Origin of the sequence: Chryseobacterium urinae, from assembly GCF_030518295.1 — a bacterium.
In the GTDB taxonomy this organism is placed as follows: Bacteria; Bacteroidota; Bacteroidia; order Flavobacteriales; family Weeksellaceae; genus Chryseobacterium; species Chryseobacterium mucoviscidosis.
Genome location: NZ_JAULSJ010000002.1, coordinates 211670 through 228937, shown reverse-complemented (window position 1 = coordinate 228937; position 17268 = coordinate 211670). Strand labels below are relative to the sequence as shown.

The window sequence follows — 17268 nt, the reverse complement described above, 5'->3', positions numbered from 1 at the left end:
ATAGTTAAATAGAGTCGAAATCAAAAGTTAATCATTACTCTTCTCCGCAAAACAAAAAATATTTCCCAATTTTATACTGGAATATCCATTGCTTTTAATCTTGGAAGAATTAATCATTGCTTTTGCCAAAACATCTGTAGGTAAAGGTTTCTGACTTTCTAACAGTCCTAGTTTATTGGCAAATTTAATAATACGGCTTCCCAAAACTTCTCCCGTTCTGTCGGAATCTTTTCTTTCCAGCATTCCCGGTTTGAAAATGGTTATTTTATTGAAATGGAGCTGTTTTACAGCATCTTCCAGTTCACCTTTCATTTTAGAATAGAAAATTTTAGATTGGGGATTCGCTCCGTAAGCAGAAACCAGAATATAATCGTCTACATTATTTTCTTTGGCAGCTTTTGCAAATTCGTACTGGTAATCAAAATCTACTTTTCTCTGTGCTTCCTTGCTTCCGGCAGCTTTTAGAGTTGTTCCGAGACAGGAAAATGCAACATCACCTTTTACTTCACTTTTCCATTCTTCAGGTTTTTCAAAGTTGACGATATGCACTTTTAATTTATCATTTTCAATTTCAAGAGGTTTTCTCACAAAAATATTTACTTCTTCAAAATCTTTATCCTGAAGTAACTGATTTACAAGGTCTTTTCCTGTAGCACCTGTTGCGCCGATAACTAAAGCTTTCATAAAGAATTTGATTTTAATTAATAATTGAAGAATTTCCCTACTAAATTTACAAAATTTTAATAATATTGAACTCTCAATTTTTAAACCAATCTGCATGGACGCTAACGAAATTCTGGACTATTGTTTATCGAAAAAAGGAGTAACCGAAAGTTTTCCTTTTGATAATGAAACACTTGTACTAAAAGTAGGAACGAAAGTATTTTTATTGATGGGTCTTGAAAGACAGCCTCTCGGAATCAATGTAAAAACCGATCCGGAATGGAGCGCAGAACTTCGCGAGCAGCATCCTCAGATTACGGGCGCTTATCACATGAACAAAACCCATTGGAACTCTGTGGTTATCGACGGTTTAAGAAAAGATTTAATTCTGAAAATGATCGATCAGTCGTATGAATTGGTCTTTAAATCTTTGACGAAAAAAGTTAAAGAAGAAATTTTAAACAGTTAAAAATTATACTCTTGCGTTAATCTTTTATCATCATCAAGTCTTTCAATTAATTTTTCAAGCCCTTCAAATTTAATTTCATCGTGAAGAAAATCTCTGAATTTTACGGTAATTTCTTCATCATAAATATCTCCTTCAAAATCAAGAATATAAACTTCCACAGTAAGTTTTTCGCCATTTACGGTCGGGTTGGTTCCAACGCTCAACATTCCTTTATGCTGTTGGTTTTTTACAAAAACTTCAACAATATAAGCTCCTTTTTTAGGCAAAAGTTTAATGGATTCCGTTTCGATATTGGCGGTAGGATAACCGATTGTTCTTCCGATCTTCTTCCCGTGAACAACAGTGCCGGAAACAGAGTAGGAGTATCCCAACATTTCATTAGCTTCTTTAATATTTCCTGCTGAAAGTGCATTGCGGATTTTTGTAGAACTGATGTTATTCTCGTGAATATTAATGGCTTCCATCTGTTCAACTTCAAAATCCAACTCTTTTGAAAGTTTCTGAAGCAGTTCAAAATTGCCACTTTTATTTTTTCCGAATGAATGGTCGTAACCGATAATCAGATATTTTACATTCAGTTTCTCAATTAAAATCTGGCGTACAAATTCTTCTCCCATTAAATTTCTGAATTCCTCATCAAATTCCTTTAGAAATAAATTTTCGATGTTGTATTTTTCCATCAGAAATTTTTTTTCTTCCAACGTATTCAGAAGTTTAAGATTTTCATCAGGGTTAAAAACAAATCTCGGATGCGGCCAGAAAGTAAGGACAGCGGTTTCCAGATCGTTCTGTGAACCTACGTTAATTAATTCATCAATAATACTTTTATGCCCAAGATGAACCCCGTCGAACATTCCCAAAGATAGCGCTAATGGCTTCTGAGAGGTATAATCTTTAAAATTTTTGAAAACTTTCAAACCGGAAAAATTTTGACTGCAAATATAGGAAATAATGTAACAATGTATCAATATAACAGTTTGCCAATATTTTAATCTATACTTATTGGTATATTGCTAAACGAACAGTTTTTTAGACTTATAAAAAGATATGATAAAAATCTGTTTTTTACCAATTGCAGGTTTATGAAGAATCATTATATTTGCACCAAGAAAAAATTTAGCAATGGCAAACCAAATTAAAGGTAAAATTTCTCAAATTATTGGTCCGGTAATCGACGTTGTCTTCAGTGATGTGGAAGCAGTTCCAGCGATCTATGATGCGTTAGAAATTACAAAAGAAAACGGTGAAAAAGTAGTTTTAGAGGTAGAACAGCATATTGGCGAAGATACAGTAAGATGTATCGCAATGGACGCTACTGACGGTCTTAAAAGAGGGCAGGACGTAATCGGATACGGAAATCCTATTATGATGCCAATCGGTGAGGCAGTAAACGGAAGACTATTCAACGTTGTTGGTGATGCTATCGACGGACTTCAAAATATATCTAACGAAGGTGGTCTGCCAATTCACAGACCAGCTCCAAAATTTGATCAGCTTTCAACTTCTGCGGAAGTTTTATTTACAGGTATCAAAGTAATCGACCTTATCGAGCCTTACGCAAAAGGAGGTAAAATTGGTTTGTTCGGTGGTGCAGGTGTAGGTAAAACCGTATTGATTCAGGAGTTGATTAACAATATTGCAAAAGGACACGGAGGTCTTTCAGTTTTTGCCGGAGTAGGTGAAAGAACGAGAGAAGGAAATGACCTTTTGAGAGAGATGTTGGAATCCGGAATCATCAAGTATGGTGACGATTTCATGCACTCTATGGAAAACGGAGGTTGGGATCTTTCTAAAGTAGATTTAGAAGTAATGAAAGATTCTAAAGCAGCATTCGTTTTCGGGCAGATGAACGAGCCACCTGGTGCAAGAGCGAGAGTAGCACTTTCGGGTCTTACATTAGCTGAGTACTACAGAGACGGTGGAGAAAGCGGACAGGGTAGAGACGTACTTTTCTTCGTAGACAATATCTTCCGTTTTACACAGGCTGGTTCTGAGGTATCTGCACTTTTAGGTCGTATGCCATCTGCGGTAGGTTACCAACCGACACTAGCTTCTGAGATGGGAGCGATGCAGGAAAGAATTACTTCTACTAAAAATGGTTCAATTACTTCAGTACAGGCGGTTTATGTACCTGCGGATGACTTAACTGACCCAGCTCCTGCAACTACGTTTGCTCACTTGGATGCCACAACGGTACTAGACAGAAAAATTGCTTCATTGGGTATTTATCCTGCGGTAGATCCATTGGCTTCTACTTCAAGAATTCTGGCTCCTGAGATTATCGGGGAAGAACATTATAACTGTGCACAGAGAGTAAAAGAAATTCTTCAGAGATACAAAGCGCTTCAGGATATCATCGCGATTCTTGGTATGGAAGAACTTTCTGAAGAAGACAAATCTGTTGTTTACCGTGCAAGAAAAGTTCAGAGATTCCTTTCTCAGCCTTTCCACGTAGCAGAACAGTTTACAGGTATTCCTGGATCTTTGGTAGACATCAAAGATACCATCAAAGGATTCAACATGATCATTGATGGTGAATTGGATCACTTACCGGAAGCTGCTTTCAACCTGAAAGGAACTATCGAAGAAGCAATCGAAGCAGGACAAAAAATGTTAGCTGATAACGCTTAAGAAATTTTAAATGTTAAATTTTAGATTTTAGATTGAATTTCAATAATTTATAATTTAAAATCTATAATCTATAATTTCATAAAAATGAATATAAAAATTTTAACACCAGAATACGTAGTTTTTGAAGGAGAAGTAGACTCAGTATTACTGCCTGGAAAAAATGGTGAATTCCACATCATGCAAAACCACGCAGGAATCGTTTCTTCTTTAATCGGTGGTAAAGTAAAATTGTATGCTAAATCTATTGATGAAGCCTATTCCAAATACTTTACGAAAGAAAATGAGAAAGATTCAGTTTTTTCTTATCCTATCAAAAGCGGTGTTGTAGAATTTAATCATAATAAAGGAATTATCCTTTGTGAATAATTAAATGAAAAGCTAAATATATTTTCAAGAAAGTGTAACAATTCGTTACACTTTTTTTATTTTTGTATGAATTTGGTTTTATGAAGGGATTTTTAATTATTTTATTTTCAGTTTTCGGGTTGCTTTTCAATGCTCAGACGGTTAAAATTAAAAGAGGAATTGTGGATCTTGAAGGAATTCATGTCGCAAAACTGTCCTATAAAAGTGGAATATATACTTTTATGGATCTTAAAGAAACTCCAATTTATACAATAGAATTTGTAGATAAAAGTGTGGTTGATTCTGTACGCGACAGTTACATTAAGCTAAAAAGAATTTATAATCAGGACAAAACGCTCGATCTGGACTATATTTCGCCATCTGCATTTTCAGGGGAAGAAAAATCAGCAGCTTACACCTGTGTTAAAAGTCTGAAAATCATTGATGAAAGAGGGATCAACATCAAAAACCTAGACGAGCTTTTTAAAAATTCACCTAAAAGGAAGCTTGATACCAAAACAAAAGATGCTTATACCATCCGAACTAAAATTGATAAATTAAATATTACCGTCAATAATGTAGGCGAAATTTTAAGTAACGGAAAACCAGTGGGTTATTTTACCAATTTACCTGCAAGTTTTGGTTCCGATGACACGGTTACGGATAAAACATTTGTTGATATTGAAATTTATGATGCCAACAGCAAATACATCGGAAAATACATCACAACAACAAAACAGATTAAATCTGCGGGAGGAAAAACCTTTACTCTGTACCGAGAAATGTCCGGAAGAGCATCGATTTTAAAATTCCCAACCTACAAAGCAATTGCCGAAAGAATGGCAATAATGGATCCTAATTTTATTAAAATTCAGGAAAAAGTAATTGTGGGTGAAGTCACAAAAGACGGTGTTCAAAAATAAAAATTATCAATAGAAACGGGCTTTAGCCCGTTTCTATTGATATAAATTCAATTGGCTTTAGCCAAAACTTAAAAAAGCTTCAGATATTTTGAAGCTTTTCCTATTTCATTTTTCTGGTTAGAACTTGTAAATAATTTAAGCCTGAGATTTTTTTAATCTACAAACTCAAAATCACTCCGTTCTCTTTCAATTGCTGCATCGGTTTAGAAAACCAGAATAATTCAAAATCTTCAAAATTTTCTTCGAATTGAGTTTTCAATTGTTGCAGAGTTGGCTTTTTAAAATTTTCAATTGGATGTTCACCAAACATTTTCATAAGCCATTCTGCGTGTTCCTGCTCCAAATCTACACTTATGACATTGGTTCTTAAGTGTACTGTAATTTTCGTGTACGCATAAATATATTTCTTTTTATTTTTTACGCGATTCTCAGCGATTACGTTTTTAGCTAAAAATAGAACTTTAGAATTTTCTTTAAAAATAAAATCATCATCTTCCAGAAGACAGTCATGAATGTAATCCGGATGAACGGTTGTTCTCGGAATTTTAAAATCAAACCATTCCTGAAGAGGAAGTTCGAAATTGATTCCGTGCATATAATTGAACAGAGATTTTTTTAAACCAAAGCTGAACTTTCCATGATCGATTCCGGTTTTGTCTGTAAAATCAACATCGTTGTTGGCAAACAGAATTTCCTGCTTAATCGGAGTAACGCCAAATTCTTCAGGATGTAAACCCACAGGTGAATGCGCCGTCATCGCAAACTGATGCCAGAATCCACTTTGTAAAATTCCCATCTCGAAAAGCTGACGAACCATTTCCAAAGAATCTACTGTTTCCTGAATAGTTTGAGTAGGGTAGCCATACATCAAATAGGCATGGATCATGATTCCTGCTTCTGTAAAATTTCTTGTTACTTTCGCAACCTGTTCTACAGAAATTCCTTTATCAATCAATTTCAGCAGACGGTCACTTGCAACTTCCAATCCACCTGAAACGGCAACACAACCGGAAAGTTTTAAAAGAAAACACAGATCTTTGGTGAAACTTTTTTCAAAACGAATATTAGTCCACCACGTTACGACCAAATTTCTTCGTAAGATTTCTAAAGCAACTTCACGCATCAATGCAGGAGGAGCCGCTTCATCTACAAAATGAAATCCTGTTTCTCCAGTTGTCCGGATCAACTCTTCCATTCTGTCAACCAGAATTTTAGCTAAAATCGGTTCGTAAATTTTAATATAATCTAAAGAAATATCGCAAAAAATACACTTTCCCCAATAACATCCATGTGCCATTGTGAGCTTATTCCATCTTCCGTCGCTCCATAAACTGTGCATCGGATTGGCAATTTCAATTACAGAAATATATTGATCCAATTGTAAATCAGAATAATCGGGAGTTCCGATATCGGCTTGCTTATAATCGTGTCTTGTGGAATTATTTTTATAAGTAACTTCTCCGTTTTCAAGTAAAAAAGTTCTTTTAAACTGAGATTCTTCACTTTGTTCAGAATGACAAATATTTTCATAAAGCAATTCAATTGGAAGCTCTCCATCATCCAAAGTAATAAAATCAAAAAACTCAAAAACTCTTTTATCTTTTAATTCTCTTAATTCAGTATTCGGAAATCCGCCGCCCATTGCAGTTTTAATGTGCGGATAATTTTTTTTGATATATTTCGCGCAACGAAAAGCAGAATATAAATTTCCGGGAAAAGGAATGGAAAAACAAATCAGTTTTGGCTGAACAAGCTCTAATTTTTCCTGAAGAATCTTTAAAGTAAAATCATCTATAAAAGTAGCTTCGCCGCAAATTTTAGAATAAAGTTCATCAAAAGAATTGGCACTTTTTCCTAATCTTTCCGCATAACGGCTGAATCCAAAATCAGGATCAATATTTTCAACAATATAATCCGAAAGATCTTCTAAATACAAAGTTGCCAAATGTTTGGCTTTATCCTGAAGTCCCATATTTCCGAAAGCAAATTCCATGTCATCAAGCTGATTGAATCGGGAGGCTTCCGGAAGAAAGTTCATCGAACAGATTTGTCTTGCCAACGTTGGGGTTTTACCCTGCAGAAAAGCAATAACCTGATCGATCGTTTTGATATATTCTTCTTTTAAAACGTAAATTCTTTGAGCATTTTCTGAAAGAGTCTGAAAATCAGTTTTCTGATTAAAAATCTTCTGAAGTCCGTCTTTCGAAAATAATTCCAAAATGACCTCAATTCCCAAATCTGTCTGAAAGCTGGAAATATTTTTGGTATTTAGAAAACCTTTAATATAAGCTGTTGCAGGATAAGGCGTGTTGAGCTGAGTGAAAGGCGGAGTAATGAGAAGTAGATCTTTCAAGAGAAAATTTTTGCAAAGTTATTTTAAATATTCAGATTCTGAAAATTTATGATAGGTTTTAAAACAAAAACCACTGATCGAATGTCAGTGGTTCTTAAATTTATTTTATATTCAGATTAAATTTCTTTGAAACTTAAACCTTGTTCTGCCAACAGTTTTTGTTCCTGTTCTTTGTAATAACCACTTACCAATTTATCGTGAATAGCTTCAAACGCAGCCAGGGTTTCATTAATTTCAGCATCGGTGTGAGAAGCTGTAGGAATTAATCTTAATAAAATCATTCCTTTCGGAATTACAGGATATACCACTACCGAAGTAAAGATCCCGTAGATTTCTCTCAAATCTTTTACCAAAAGGGTTGCTTCCACCGGAGTTCCCTGCATCATCACCGGAGTTACACAAGTATTTGTATCTCCAATGTTAAAGCCTCTTTCTTTAAGACCATTCTGTAATTTGTAAGTATTTTCCCAAAGTTTTGCTTTGATTTCCGGTCTTGTTCTCAACAGTTCCAGTCTTTTTAAACCTCCGATTACCATTGGCATTGTTAAAGATTTAGCAAAAATCTGAGATCTTAAATTGAATTTCAGATATCTGATAATTTCTTTATCACCCGCGATGAATGCTCCAAAACCTGCCATAGATTTGGCAAAAGTAGAGAAGTAAACATCAATCTGATCCTGACAACCCTGTTCTTCACCGGCTCCGGCTCCTGTTTTTCCAAGTGTTCCAAATCCGTGTGCATCATCAACTAAAAGTCTGAATTTGTATTTTGATTTTAATTCACAGATTTCTTTTAATTTACCTTGCTGTCCTCTCATTCCGAAAACACCTTCGGTAATCACTAAAATTCCTCCTCCTGTTTCTTGCGCTACTTTGGTTGCTCTTTCAAGGTTTTTTTCAAGACTTGCAATATCGTTGTGTCTGTACGTAAATCTTTTTCCTGCGTGAAGTCTTACACCGTCTACGATACAAGCGTGAGAATCAACATCATAAACAATTACATCATTTCTTCCTACCAAAGCATCAATGGTAGAAACCATTCCCTGATAACCGAAATTTAATAAATATGCAGATTCTTTCTGAACAAAATCAGCCAGTTCTCTTTCCAATTGCAAATGCTGCTCAGTTTCTCCCGACATTGCTCTTGCACCCATCGGATAAAACATTCCGAATTCTGCAGCCGCTTTTGCATCAGCCTCCAGAACTTCAGGATGATTACACATTCCTAAATAATCATTAGCACTCCAGAAAATAACTTCTCTTCCCTGAAACTGCATTCTCGGTCCGATAGGTCCTTCTAATCTGGGGAAAATGAAATACCCTTCACCATAATCTGCAAATTGTCCAAGAGGTCCTGGATTTTCTTTTATTCTGTCAAAAATATCCAACATTTTATTAATATTTTAAGTAAAAAAGCCTTTTGTAATCACAAAAAGGCTTGATTTGTATAAATTTTTCGTCCTTATTTAATGAATTCAGTTTTAAAAACTTCATCGTAGTTGTGTACACAGTTGTTTACAAACCCCTGTTCAGCCATCCATTTATCACTGTATACTTTAGTAATATATCTTGAACCGTGATCAGGATAAATCAACACAATCAGGTCATTTTCAGAAAATTCATGAGATTGCGCATATTGCATTAAAGCCTGTGTAACAGCTCCTGTAGTATATCCTCCCATAATTGCCTCTTTTAAAGCGATTTCACGGGTTCTGTAAGCAGACATTTCGTCATTTACTCTTACAAATTCATCTACTTTGTCGAAAAGAAGGGCAGAAGGAATTAAATTTTTTCCCATTCCTTCAATCTGATAAGGATGAACATCTTCTTTGTGGATTTCTCCGGTTTCGTGGTAGCTTTTCAGGATAGATCCGTCTGCATCCACACCAATGATTTTAATATCCGGATTTTTCTCTTTTAAAAATTTTGCTGAACCTGACAGAGTTCCTCCGGTTCCTGTACACGCAAACAAGTGAGTTACTTTTCCCTGAGTCTGTTCCCAGATTTCAGGACCTGTGGTCTGGTAATGTGCATCAATATTCAACTCGTTGAAATATTGGTTGATATAAACGGAATTTGGAGTTTCTGAAGCAATTCTTTTGGCTACTTCATAATAAGATCTCGGATCATCTGCGGGAACATTCGCGGGACAGATATAAACAGTAGCTCCTAAAGCCTTTAGGTAGGCTATTTTTTCAGGCTTGGTCTTGTCACTTACCGCAAGAATACATTTATATCCCTTGATGATACAAACCATGGCAATAGAGAATCCTGTATTTCCTGAAGTAGTTTCTACCACTACGGAATCTTCTTTTAATAAACCTTTTTTCTCAGCGTTTTCTATAATATGAAGTGCGATTCTATCTTTTGTGGAATGTCCAGGATTATATGATTCTAACTTGGCATAAACGGTTGCAGGAATATCTTTCGTCACAGTGTTAAGCTTCACCATAGGAGTATTTCCTATTAGGCCAAGTATATTATCGTAAACATTACTCATTATTTGTTATTTTTCAATAAAAATCTGACGGCAAAAATACAAAAAAATAAATTTATTTCTAAACTTTTGTTTGATTTCTAACCTCTAAAATAGATAAAAAATTGTTTTCTGTTACTATCTAAAGATGAAACTTTTCAAAAAGCGAGCCAAAATCTTTAAATTTTGTTAAAAACCGTCTAAAATCATATAAAAGCCTTATTTTCGCATAATTGATTTAATACTATGAAAAATTGGACTTTTAAGCAATGGAACACCGTTCTCGGATGGGTTGTTTTCGTCATTGCATTTTTCACGTACTTGTCCACCATAGAACCGAATTTCAGTTTTTGGGATTGTGGCGAGTATATTTCCTCGGCGGTAAAACTTGAAGTAACGCACGCTCCGGGAGCGGCTTTATTCCAGATTGTGGGTGCTGTGGCAGCCATTTTTGCTTTAGGAAAGGGCGAAAATTATTCTATCGTGATCAACGCGATGTCTGCATTGTTTAGTGCGTTTACGATCTTGTTTTTGTTCTGGACCATTACGCATTTCGTAAGAAGACTTTTAAACAAAGATTTTGATGACATTACAAAACATCAGGAGATTTCTATTCTTTTTGCAGGAGTTGTAGGAGCGTTATGCTTCACCTTTTCAGATACCTTCTGGTTCTCTGCGGTAGAAGGGGAAGTTTACTCAATGGCATCTATGTTTATTGCACTTTTGGTCTGGTTAATTACCAAATGGGAGAATGAATATCAGGCGAAGGACAGCGAGAGATGGATTATTTTAATTTTCTTCATTTTAGGACTTTCAGTAGGAGTTCACATGATGTGTATGTTGGCAATTCCTGCGATCTGTCTTGTGTACTACGCGAGAAACTACACTTTTACCTGGAAGAATTTTCTTTGGGCAAATGTGATTACGCTGGTAATTTTAGCAATCGTTTTTAAAGGGATTTTCCCATTAATCATGACGATGTTCGGGAAACTTGAGATTTTCTTCGTGAACGGTTTAGGTCTTCCTTTCCATTCCGGAACTATTGCTGCTTTTGTCTTGATGGTTGTTATCTGTTACTTCCTGATCTCTTATGCAGGAAAGATGAAGAAAAATGTTTATCAGACAATTGCATTATCCATTGTTTTCATGATGATCGGGTTTTCATGCTGGATGGTAATTCCTATCAGAGCAAACGCAAATCCGCCAATGAACCTTAATGATCCGGACAACGCCATCGGAATGCTGGATTATTATAACAGAGAACAATACGGAGACTGGCCTACAATTTATGGTCAGAATTATACCGCTTTCTTAGATGCAAACGGAATTGAGAAAAAAGAAGACGGAAGTTTTAATACTGTGAAAACAGGAGAAATCTACGAAAAAGACGAGAAAACAGGAACGTACAGAAAAACAGGAGACCGATTCAATTATGTTTTCAATAAGGCTCATGTAGGCTTTATGCCGAGAATGTTCAATGAGGACAAAGATGTAATGGCTAACTACATTTCAATGTACGGTGCGCCGGATTTCACCTTTAATTACAGTAATGAAGATGTTGCAGACAGCCCTGAAGCAAAGCAGATTTTCGACGAATTAAGAAAGAAATATGAAGACGGATCTATTACCGCTGCAGATTATTTAAAAGTAAAACCTTATAACTTAATCAATGTTCAGAAGCCTTCCCTGGCTCAGAATATGGATTATTTCATCACATTCCAGAACGGTTATTATTTTGTAAGATATCTGATGTGGAATTACGTAGGTCGCCAGAATGATCTTGAAGGTAACATGGAAAGCACAAGAGGAAACTGGATCTCGGGAATTTCTTTTATTGATGATGCTTTATGGGGAAGCCAGGAAAAAATGCCTGCGAAATTTAAAAATGAAAGTACCGTAAAATTCTTCTTTTTACCTTTGATTTTAGGATTAATCGGATTCTTTTTCCAGCTTAACAGAGATTTCGGAAGATTCTATGCGATGCTTTCAATTTTTGTTCTGATGAGTGTGGGAATCGTTTTCTATACCGGAGTAAAGCCTTTCGAACCGAGAGAAAGAGATTATGCAATGGTAGGTTCGTTCTACGTTTTTGCCATCTGGATCGGATTAGGAGCCGGAGCAATTCTTTGGTTCTTGCAGTCTAAAATAAAATCGAATGCAGCAAACATTGTTGCAGGAGTGGTTCTTCTTGGAGTTCCTTTCATGATGGGCTTCCAGAATTATAATGTACATAACAGACACGACAGATATACTTCTTACGATTACGGATATTCTTTATTGAAATCTCTGCCTAAAAACGATATTGTTTTCGTTTACGGAGATAACGATACGTATCCGGTTTGGGCAATTCAGGAGACTGAAAACTTCAGAGACGATGTAAAAGTAGTCAACTTTACACTGGCTTCCACACCTTGGAATATCGATCAGATTAAAAGAAGAACATACAACGCAGCTCCGGTTCCGGGAGTTTTAACGCATGACGATTACAGAGATGGTGTAAACGACCAGATCTACATGATGAAGAAAGATGACTGGGAAGGACTTTTCTCTATGCTAAAACAGCAGGGAGCACCTCCAACGGAATTTGCGGAATTCAGAAAATATCTTACTCAGGATTCTATGACGATGAAAGAAGCAATCAGCTTCCTGAAATATACTTCTCCTGCGAAAAACGAACTTCTTAAAATGTATTTCGGGGAAGAGAAATTCGAGAAATACAATATCTTACCTGTAAACAAATTCATTTTACCGGTAAATAAAGAAAATGCAGTAAAATCAGGAATTATTAAAGCAGCAGATCTTCCGGAAACAGTTAATCAGATCATGATTACTTATAAAGGAAATACGCTGTATAAAAACAATCTGATTCTACTTGATGTTTTAGCACATTTCGACTGGAAAAGACCAATCAACTTCTCTTCGGGAGGAATCTATGACAGCGAAAATATTTTCTTCTTAGACGAGTATCTTCAGTTTGACGGTTTCAGTTACAGATTGGTTCCAATTCATACTCCACCATCACAAGGCGGAGATATGGGAAGAGTAGATGCCAATTCTCTTTACAATGTGGTTAAAAATTTCAGATGGGGTAACTTCAAGAATTTAAATACACATTTTGACGAGACTGCAACCTCAAATATCATGAGCTACCGATCTTCCGCAAGCAGAGCAGCAGCAGCTTTGGCAACAATGGGAGAAAAAGGAAAAGCACTGGAATTATTAGATTTAGCTTCTAAAGAAATTCCTGCCCAAAAATATAACGATCCCCGTTCCTTAAGCTCAATGGTTTACGGATACATTGTGGCAGGACAGGAGAAAAAAGGACTGCAGCTTGCTGAAGTTCTGAAAAAAGGAATTTTTGAAGAATATGATTATTACATGAGTCTGAGCAAATCTGACCAGAGTTATCTGAAAAGACAGATCAGAACAAAACCAATGGAATATTCTTTAGTTATTTCTGCCGTTACAGATGCTTATTCGAAGATTGGAAAGAAAGATAAAGCGTATGATTATCTGATAAAATCCATCGAGCCGATTGATAAGAAATTCAACACTTTTGTAGAAAATCTTAAAGAAATGGGCAAAGAAAAAGCGATGAAGGAATCTGAACAAGTACAGAAGATCACTCCTTTTTACCAGTATCTTTTCGATGTAATGGAACCTTTTGATTCCACTTACACCAAAGAAAAGGAGGCACAGATCACCAATTCGATTATTAAAGCAACGCAATAATAACAAAACTTAAAACGGAACTTCGGTTCCGTTTTTTTTATATATTGGGATTCAGAAATTTTAAGATTATATTTGCGATATCAAAGAAGCACAATGGTAGAGACGAGAAATAACAAAATCCCGGTGTATGCTGTAATTTTTACAGTCGTTTTTAAACTTTTATTTTTACTTACAAATTATATTCAGGAAGACGCTTTCATTACGTGGAGAGTTGCACAGAATCTTCTGGATTACGGAGTGATCGGCTTCAACGGCGATACGAAGATATCTGCTTCTACAACGCATCTTTATGTTTTTGTTTCGTATCTGTTTAATTTAATTTTCGGAAAAGAAAATTTTATAGCACCGCTTCTTGTTTTTAACTCAATCCTTTTTACCATCGGAAGTTTATTGCTTTCGCATCTGGTTTTAAAAAATGTATGGCACAAAGCTATTTTTATCTTTTTAATCGGAATTTTACCTCCGGCAATCAAAATTTCGATCCTCGGAATGGAATACGGAATTCTTTTCTTACTGGAAATGGCATTGCTGTATTATGGCTTTCATAAAGGAAAAAAATGGACTCTCATCGTTTTACCGATCCTTATTTTATTCACAAGAATAGATACAATTATATTTTTAGGAATTGTATTTTTAATCGATCTTTTATGGAATAAAAAAATAAGATGGAGCTATATTCTTGGAGGTATTTTAGGAATTTCAATCGTCTTGGCTTTCAACTGGTTCTATTTTGGAGAGTTGGTTAATAATACTATCATTGCTAAAAAATTAGCGTATGATAAGAATTTTACATTCAAACAGAATTTGGAATATTTCTGGCTGAATTTCGGAAACTTCTGGGGAATGCTGAAACTTCCCGGAGATTTTAATCCGCTAACTGTTTTACTGCTGATCTTTGAGCTGCTTTGCTTTATTTATTTGGTAAGACAAAGAGACAGAAGAAATGTATTTTTGTGGATGATCTTTATTTTCGGATGGGTGAAACAGCTTATTTTCCTTTCTCAAAAAAGTCTTTTCGACTGGTATTACTGGGTTCCGCAGATTTTGCTTTTCGTGCCTGTCCTGATTTTTGTTTTGGAACAAAAAGTAAAAAGAAATCTTTGGCTGTCTTTATTAATCGTCATTTATATCATTCCGATGCTGGCTTTCCAGACGGTGCATTCAATTGCTACAGGAAACGGAGAATGGAATTACAGAAGAACGATCGGAACATTTTTAAACCAATATGAAAAAGACAAAAACCAATGGATTTTTCTTGAACCTGCCGGTTATGTTCCTTATTTTTCAGGATTAAAGGCGATTGATGAAGTTGGATTGGTGGATAAAAAAGTACAGGAAGAAATTAAAAAAGACAAGCCGAATTTCTGGATCAATACCGTGAAAAACAGAAAGCCCAAATATCTACTTTCTTACGATGATCTTTTTAAATCAAAAAATGCTGAGTATCTGAAAATTCATTATAAACTGATCAAAGAATTTCGTGTAAAAGACCATCTGAAAAGCGACAATAAAATTTTAGAGAAGATTTATATTTTAAAACCTTCCGGAACGGATTATAATTTATACGAAAGAATTGATTAATTTGGCAGGAAGATAGAAGAAGGAAGCTGGATGCTTGTAAAGACTCATTAACTCCAAAACCCTCAAGCTCTAATACGCTAAAACAACTAAAACTATGAAATACTGTGCATTTCTCCGTGGCGTCAACGTAAAAGGAACCAATATGAAAATGGCGGAAGTCTGTCAGGTTTTCAATAATGCAGGAATGAATGACGTTATTTCAATTTTAGCATCAGGAAATATTGTTTTTTCCTCCGATAAAAAAGCCGACGAATTAAAGAAAATCCTTGAGAAAGCAATGTCAGAAAATTTCTCTTACGAAGCTTATCTGTTCATCAAATCTCAGGAGGAAACAGAACAGTTTTGGAACGGAAATCCCTTTGAAAAAAATGATGATCTCCATATCTATGCTTTCGTAACGAATAATGGTGTCGAAAATAGTTTAATGAAGGAATTTGAAAACGCTTTAAAAACGGAGAATGAAGCCGCAGAAATCGTAAACCATATTTTTTACTGGCAGGTTCCGAAAGGAAATACTTTAGATTCAGCTTTTGGGAAAATTTTAGGTAAAAAAAGCATGAAAGACCTGTTTACAAGCAGAAATATTAATACTTTTGAAAAGATTTTAAAGAAATTTTGATGCTTACAAGTATAGTTTACTTTCTGATAATTTTTGCTTTAGCCAATTTCTTTTATTTCGTCTATCCTGAAAGCTCAAAAATCGGAAAGAGATTTTTGGTAAGTTTAGGTATTGTCATTACAATTTCAATCATCATTTCTTTGTTTGAAGGAAAAAGTTTTATTATTGAAGGCATTGTGACTATTACCGGATATTATTCATCTCTTTTTATTGTTCACTGGATCATTATCAAAATTCTTAGGAAAAATAATTACTGGATTTATCATCTTTTATTTTTACCGATGGCAACTTTTGTAACCATATTTTTTACAGCCTTAATGCAGGATATTTTTAGATATTCCTAAAACAATTTGTAACGATAAATCTTTTGGTGGAGATTAGCAAAACCCTCCAAATAATTTCGGATTTCCGAACTTTCTCCCTATTTTTACTGAACTTTTTAATCAAAAAATAAAATGATTCAGTATTTAGATAATATCCACCACAAAGATTCCAGAAACTTTTTCCTAATTGCCGGTCCCTGCATCATCGAAGGCGAAGACATGGCACTGAAAATTGCAGAAAAAGTGGTGGAATTAACCAATAAATATAACATTCCCTACATTTTTAAAGGAAGCTTTAAAAAAGCCAACCGAAGCAGAGTAGACTCTTTTACCACAATCGGAGAAGAAAAATCTCTGGAAATCCTTAAAAAAGTAGGAGAAACATTCAATATCCCCACAACAACAGATATTCACGAAAACGAGCACGCAGCTTTGGCGGCGCAATATGTAGATGTGTTGCAGATTCCTGCGTTTTTGGTTCGCCAGACAGACCTTTTGGTTGCCGCAGCACAAACAGGAAAATGTGTCACCTTAAAAAAAGGACAGTTTCTCTCTCCGGAATCCATGAAATTTGCCGTTGAAAAAATTACAGACTCAGACAATCAGAAAGTGGCGATCATTGAAAGAGGAAATACCTTTGGTTACACAGATTTGGTGGTAGATTACAGAGGAATTCCAACCATGAGAAATTATGCGCCTGTTATTCTGGATGTTACCCATTCCCTGCAACAGCCGAACCAAAGTTCAGGAGTTACAGGAGGAAGACCGGATCTTATTGAAACCATAGCAAAAGCCGGAATCGCAGTTGGTGCAGACGGAATTTTCATCGAAACGCATCCCACTCCCGAAACCGCTTTGTCCGACGGAGCCAATATGCTGAGACTGGATCTTCTGGAAGATTTACTGCAAAAACTAACCAGAGTTCGGGAAGCAATTTTATAATTAAATTCTGTTAAAACTTTTATTTTTTATTTGGAGCTGTTTCCCGCTTTCCATTACAATCTTTTTTTGCAAAAAAGGATTTTCATTACAATCGGGGCTAGGATTTCAGTCTGTATTTCAAGCACAGAAACAGATACAAATCTTCAAAAAACTTCAGATAAGAAATGTTAAATAAAGTTTAAATAAGTTAAAATAAAATTTATATATTCAC

14 protein-coding genes are annotated in these 17268 nt (G+C 35.3%); 9 read left to right on the top strand and 5 right to left on the bottom strand.

Going from position 1 to position 17268, the window contains the following annotated elements; genetic code table 11:
• Positions 1–27: 27 nt before the first annotated feature.
• Positions 28–684: an NAD(P)H-binding protein gene (locus QWT87_RS02240; protein ID WP_116548094.1), complete on the bottom strand. Its 657-nt coding sequence runs from the start codon at positions 682–684 to the stop codon at positions 28–30.
• A 94-nt stretch (positions 685–778) separates the two neighbouring features.
• On the opposite strand from QWT87_RS02240, the gene QWT87_RS02235 reads away from it, so the two are divergent.
• A complete protein-coding gene (locus tag QWT87_RS02235; protein WP_185204611.1) occupies positions 779–1132 on the top strand; it encodes an MmcQ/YjbR family DNA-binding protein in 354 nt (117 codons plus the stop codon).
• Here QWT87_RS02235 and QWT87_RS02230 read toward each other — a convergent pair.
• Positions 1129–2049: a bifunctional riboflavin kinase/FAD synthetase gene (locus QWT87_RS02230; protein ID WP_302713209.1), complete on the bottom strand. Its 921-nt coding sequence runs from the start codon at positions 2047–2049 to the stop codon at positions 1129–1131. The genes QWT87_RS02235 and QWT87_RS02230 overlap by 4 nt on opposite strands.
• Positions 2050–2254: 205 nt before the next feature.
• On the opposite strand from QWT87_RS02230, the gene atpD reads away from it, so the two are divergent.
• The 3 genes from atpD (at position 2255) to QWT87_RS02215 (ending at position 5031) form a co-directional block, all read left to right on the top strand.
• Complete coding sequence (atpD, locus tag QWT87_RS02225) at positions 2255–3763, top strand: F0F1 ATP synthase subunit beta (RefSeq protein ID WP_302713207.1); 1509 nt, start codon at positions 2255–2257, stop codon at positions 3761–3763.
• 84 nt (positions 3764–3847) lie between these two features.
• Complete coding sequence (locus QWT87_RS02220; protein WP_076390168.1) at positions 3848–4129, top strand: FoF1 ATP synthase subunit delta/epsilon; 282 nt, start codon at positions 3848–3850, stop codon at positions 4127–4129.
• Positions 4130–4209: 80 nt separating this feature from the next.
• On the top strand, positions 4210–5031 hold the full coding sequence (locus tag QWT87_RS02215) for a hypothetical protein (RefSeq protein ID WP_302713206.1): 822 nt from the start codon (positions 4210–4212) through the stop codon (positions 5029–5031).
• A gap of 157 nt (positions 5032–5188) precedes the next feature.
• Here QWT87_RS02215 and QWT87_RS02210 read toward each other — a convergent pair whose 3' ends face one another.
• From QWT87_RS02210 to QWT87_RS02200, 3 genes are all read right to left on the bottom strand, one after another.
• Positions 5189–7384: a B12-binding domain-containing radical SAM protein gene (locus QWT87_RS02210; protein WP_302713205.1), complete on the bottom strand. Its 2196-nt coding sequence runs from the start codon at positions 7382–7384 to the stop codon at positions 5189–5191.
• 116 nt (positions 7385–7500) lie between these two features.
• Entirely contained in the window at positions 7501–8775 is a 1275-nt protein-coding gene (locus QWT87_RS02205) for an aminotransferase class I/II-fold pyridoxal phosphate-dependent enzyme (protein WP_288458091.1), read from the bottom strand.
• A 71-nt stretch (positions 8776–8846) separates the two neighbouring features.
• A complete protein-coding gene (locus QWT87_RS02200) occupies positions 8847–9884 on the bottom strand; it encodes a PLP-dependent cysteine synthase family protein (RefSeq protein ID WP_087710250.1) in 1038 nt (345 codons plus the stop codon).
• A 222-nt stretch (positions 9885–10106) separates the two neighbouring features.
• Here QWT87_RS02200 and QWT87_RS02195 point away from each other — a divergent pair, with 222 nt between their 5' ends.
• The 5 genes from QWT87_RS02195 (at position 10107) to kdsA (ending at position 17057) form a co-directional block, all read left to right on the top strand.
• Positions 10107–13592: a glycosyltransferase family 117 protein gene (locus tag QWT87_RS02195; RefSeq protein WP_302713204.1), complete on the top strand. Its 3486-nt coding sequence runs from the start codon at positions 10107–10109 to the stop codon at positions 13590–13592.
• A gap of 93 nt (positions 13593–13685) precedes the next feature.
• Positions 13686–15173, top strand: coding sequence for a hypothetical protein (locus QWT87_RS02190; protein WP_302713203.1), 1488 nt, complete (start codon positions 13686–13688; stop codon positions 15171–15173).
• A gap of 94 nt (positions 15174–15267) precedes the next feature.
• Positions 15268–15792: a DUF1697 domain-containing protein gene (locus QWT87_RS02185; RefSeq protein WP_302713202.1), complete on the top strand. Its 525-nt coding sequence runs from the start codon at positions 15268–15270 to the stop codon at positions 15790–15792.
• Positions 15792–16136 carry a hypothetical protein gene (locus QWT87_RS02180; protein WP_302713201.1) on the top strand — a complete coding sequence of 115 codons (345 nt, stop codon included), beginning with the start codon at positions 15792–15794 and terminating at the stop codon, positions 16134–16136. Before QWT87_RS02185 ends, QWT87_RS02180 begins: the two co-directional genes overlap by 1 nt.
• Before the next feature lie 111 nt (positions 16137–16247).
• On the top strand, positions 16248–17057 hold the full coding sequence (kdsA, locus tag QWT87_RS02175) for a 3-deoxy-8-phosphooctulonate synthase (protein ID WP_087710243.1): 810 nt from the start codon (positions 16248–16250) through the stop codon (positions 17055–17057).
• The last annotated feature ends 211 nt before the right edge of the window (positions 17058–17268 follow it).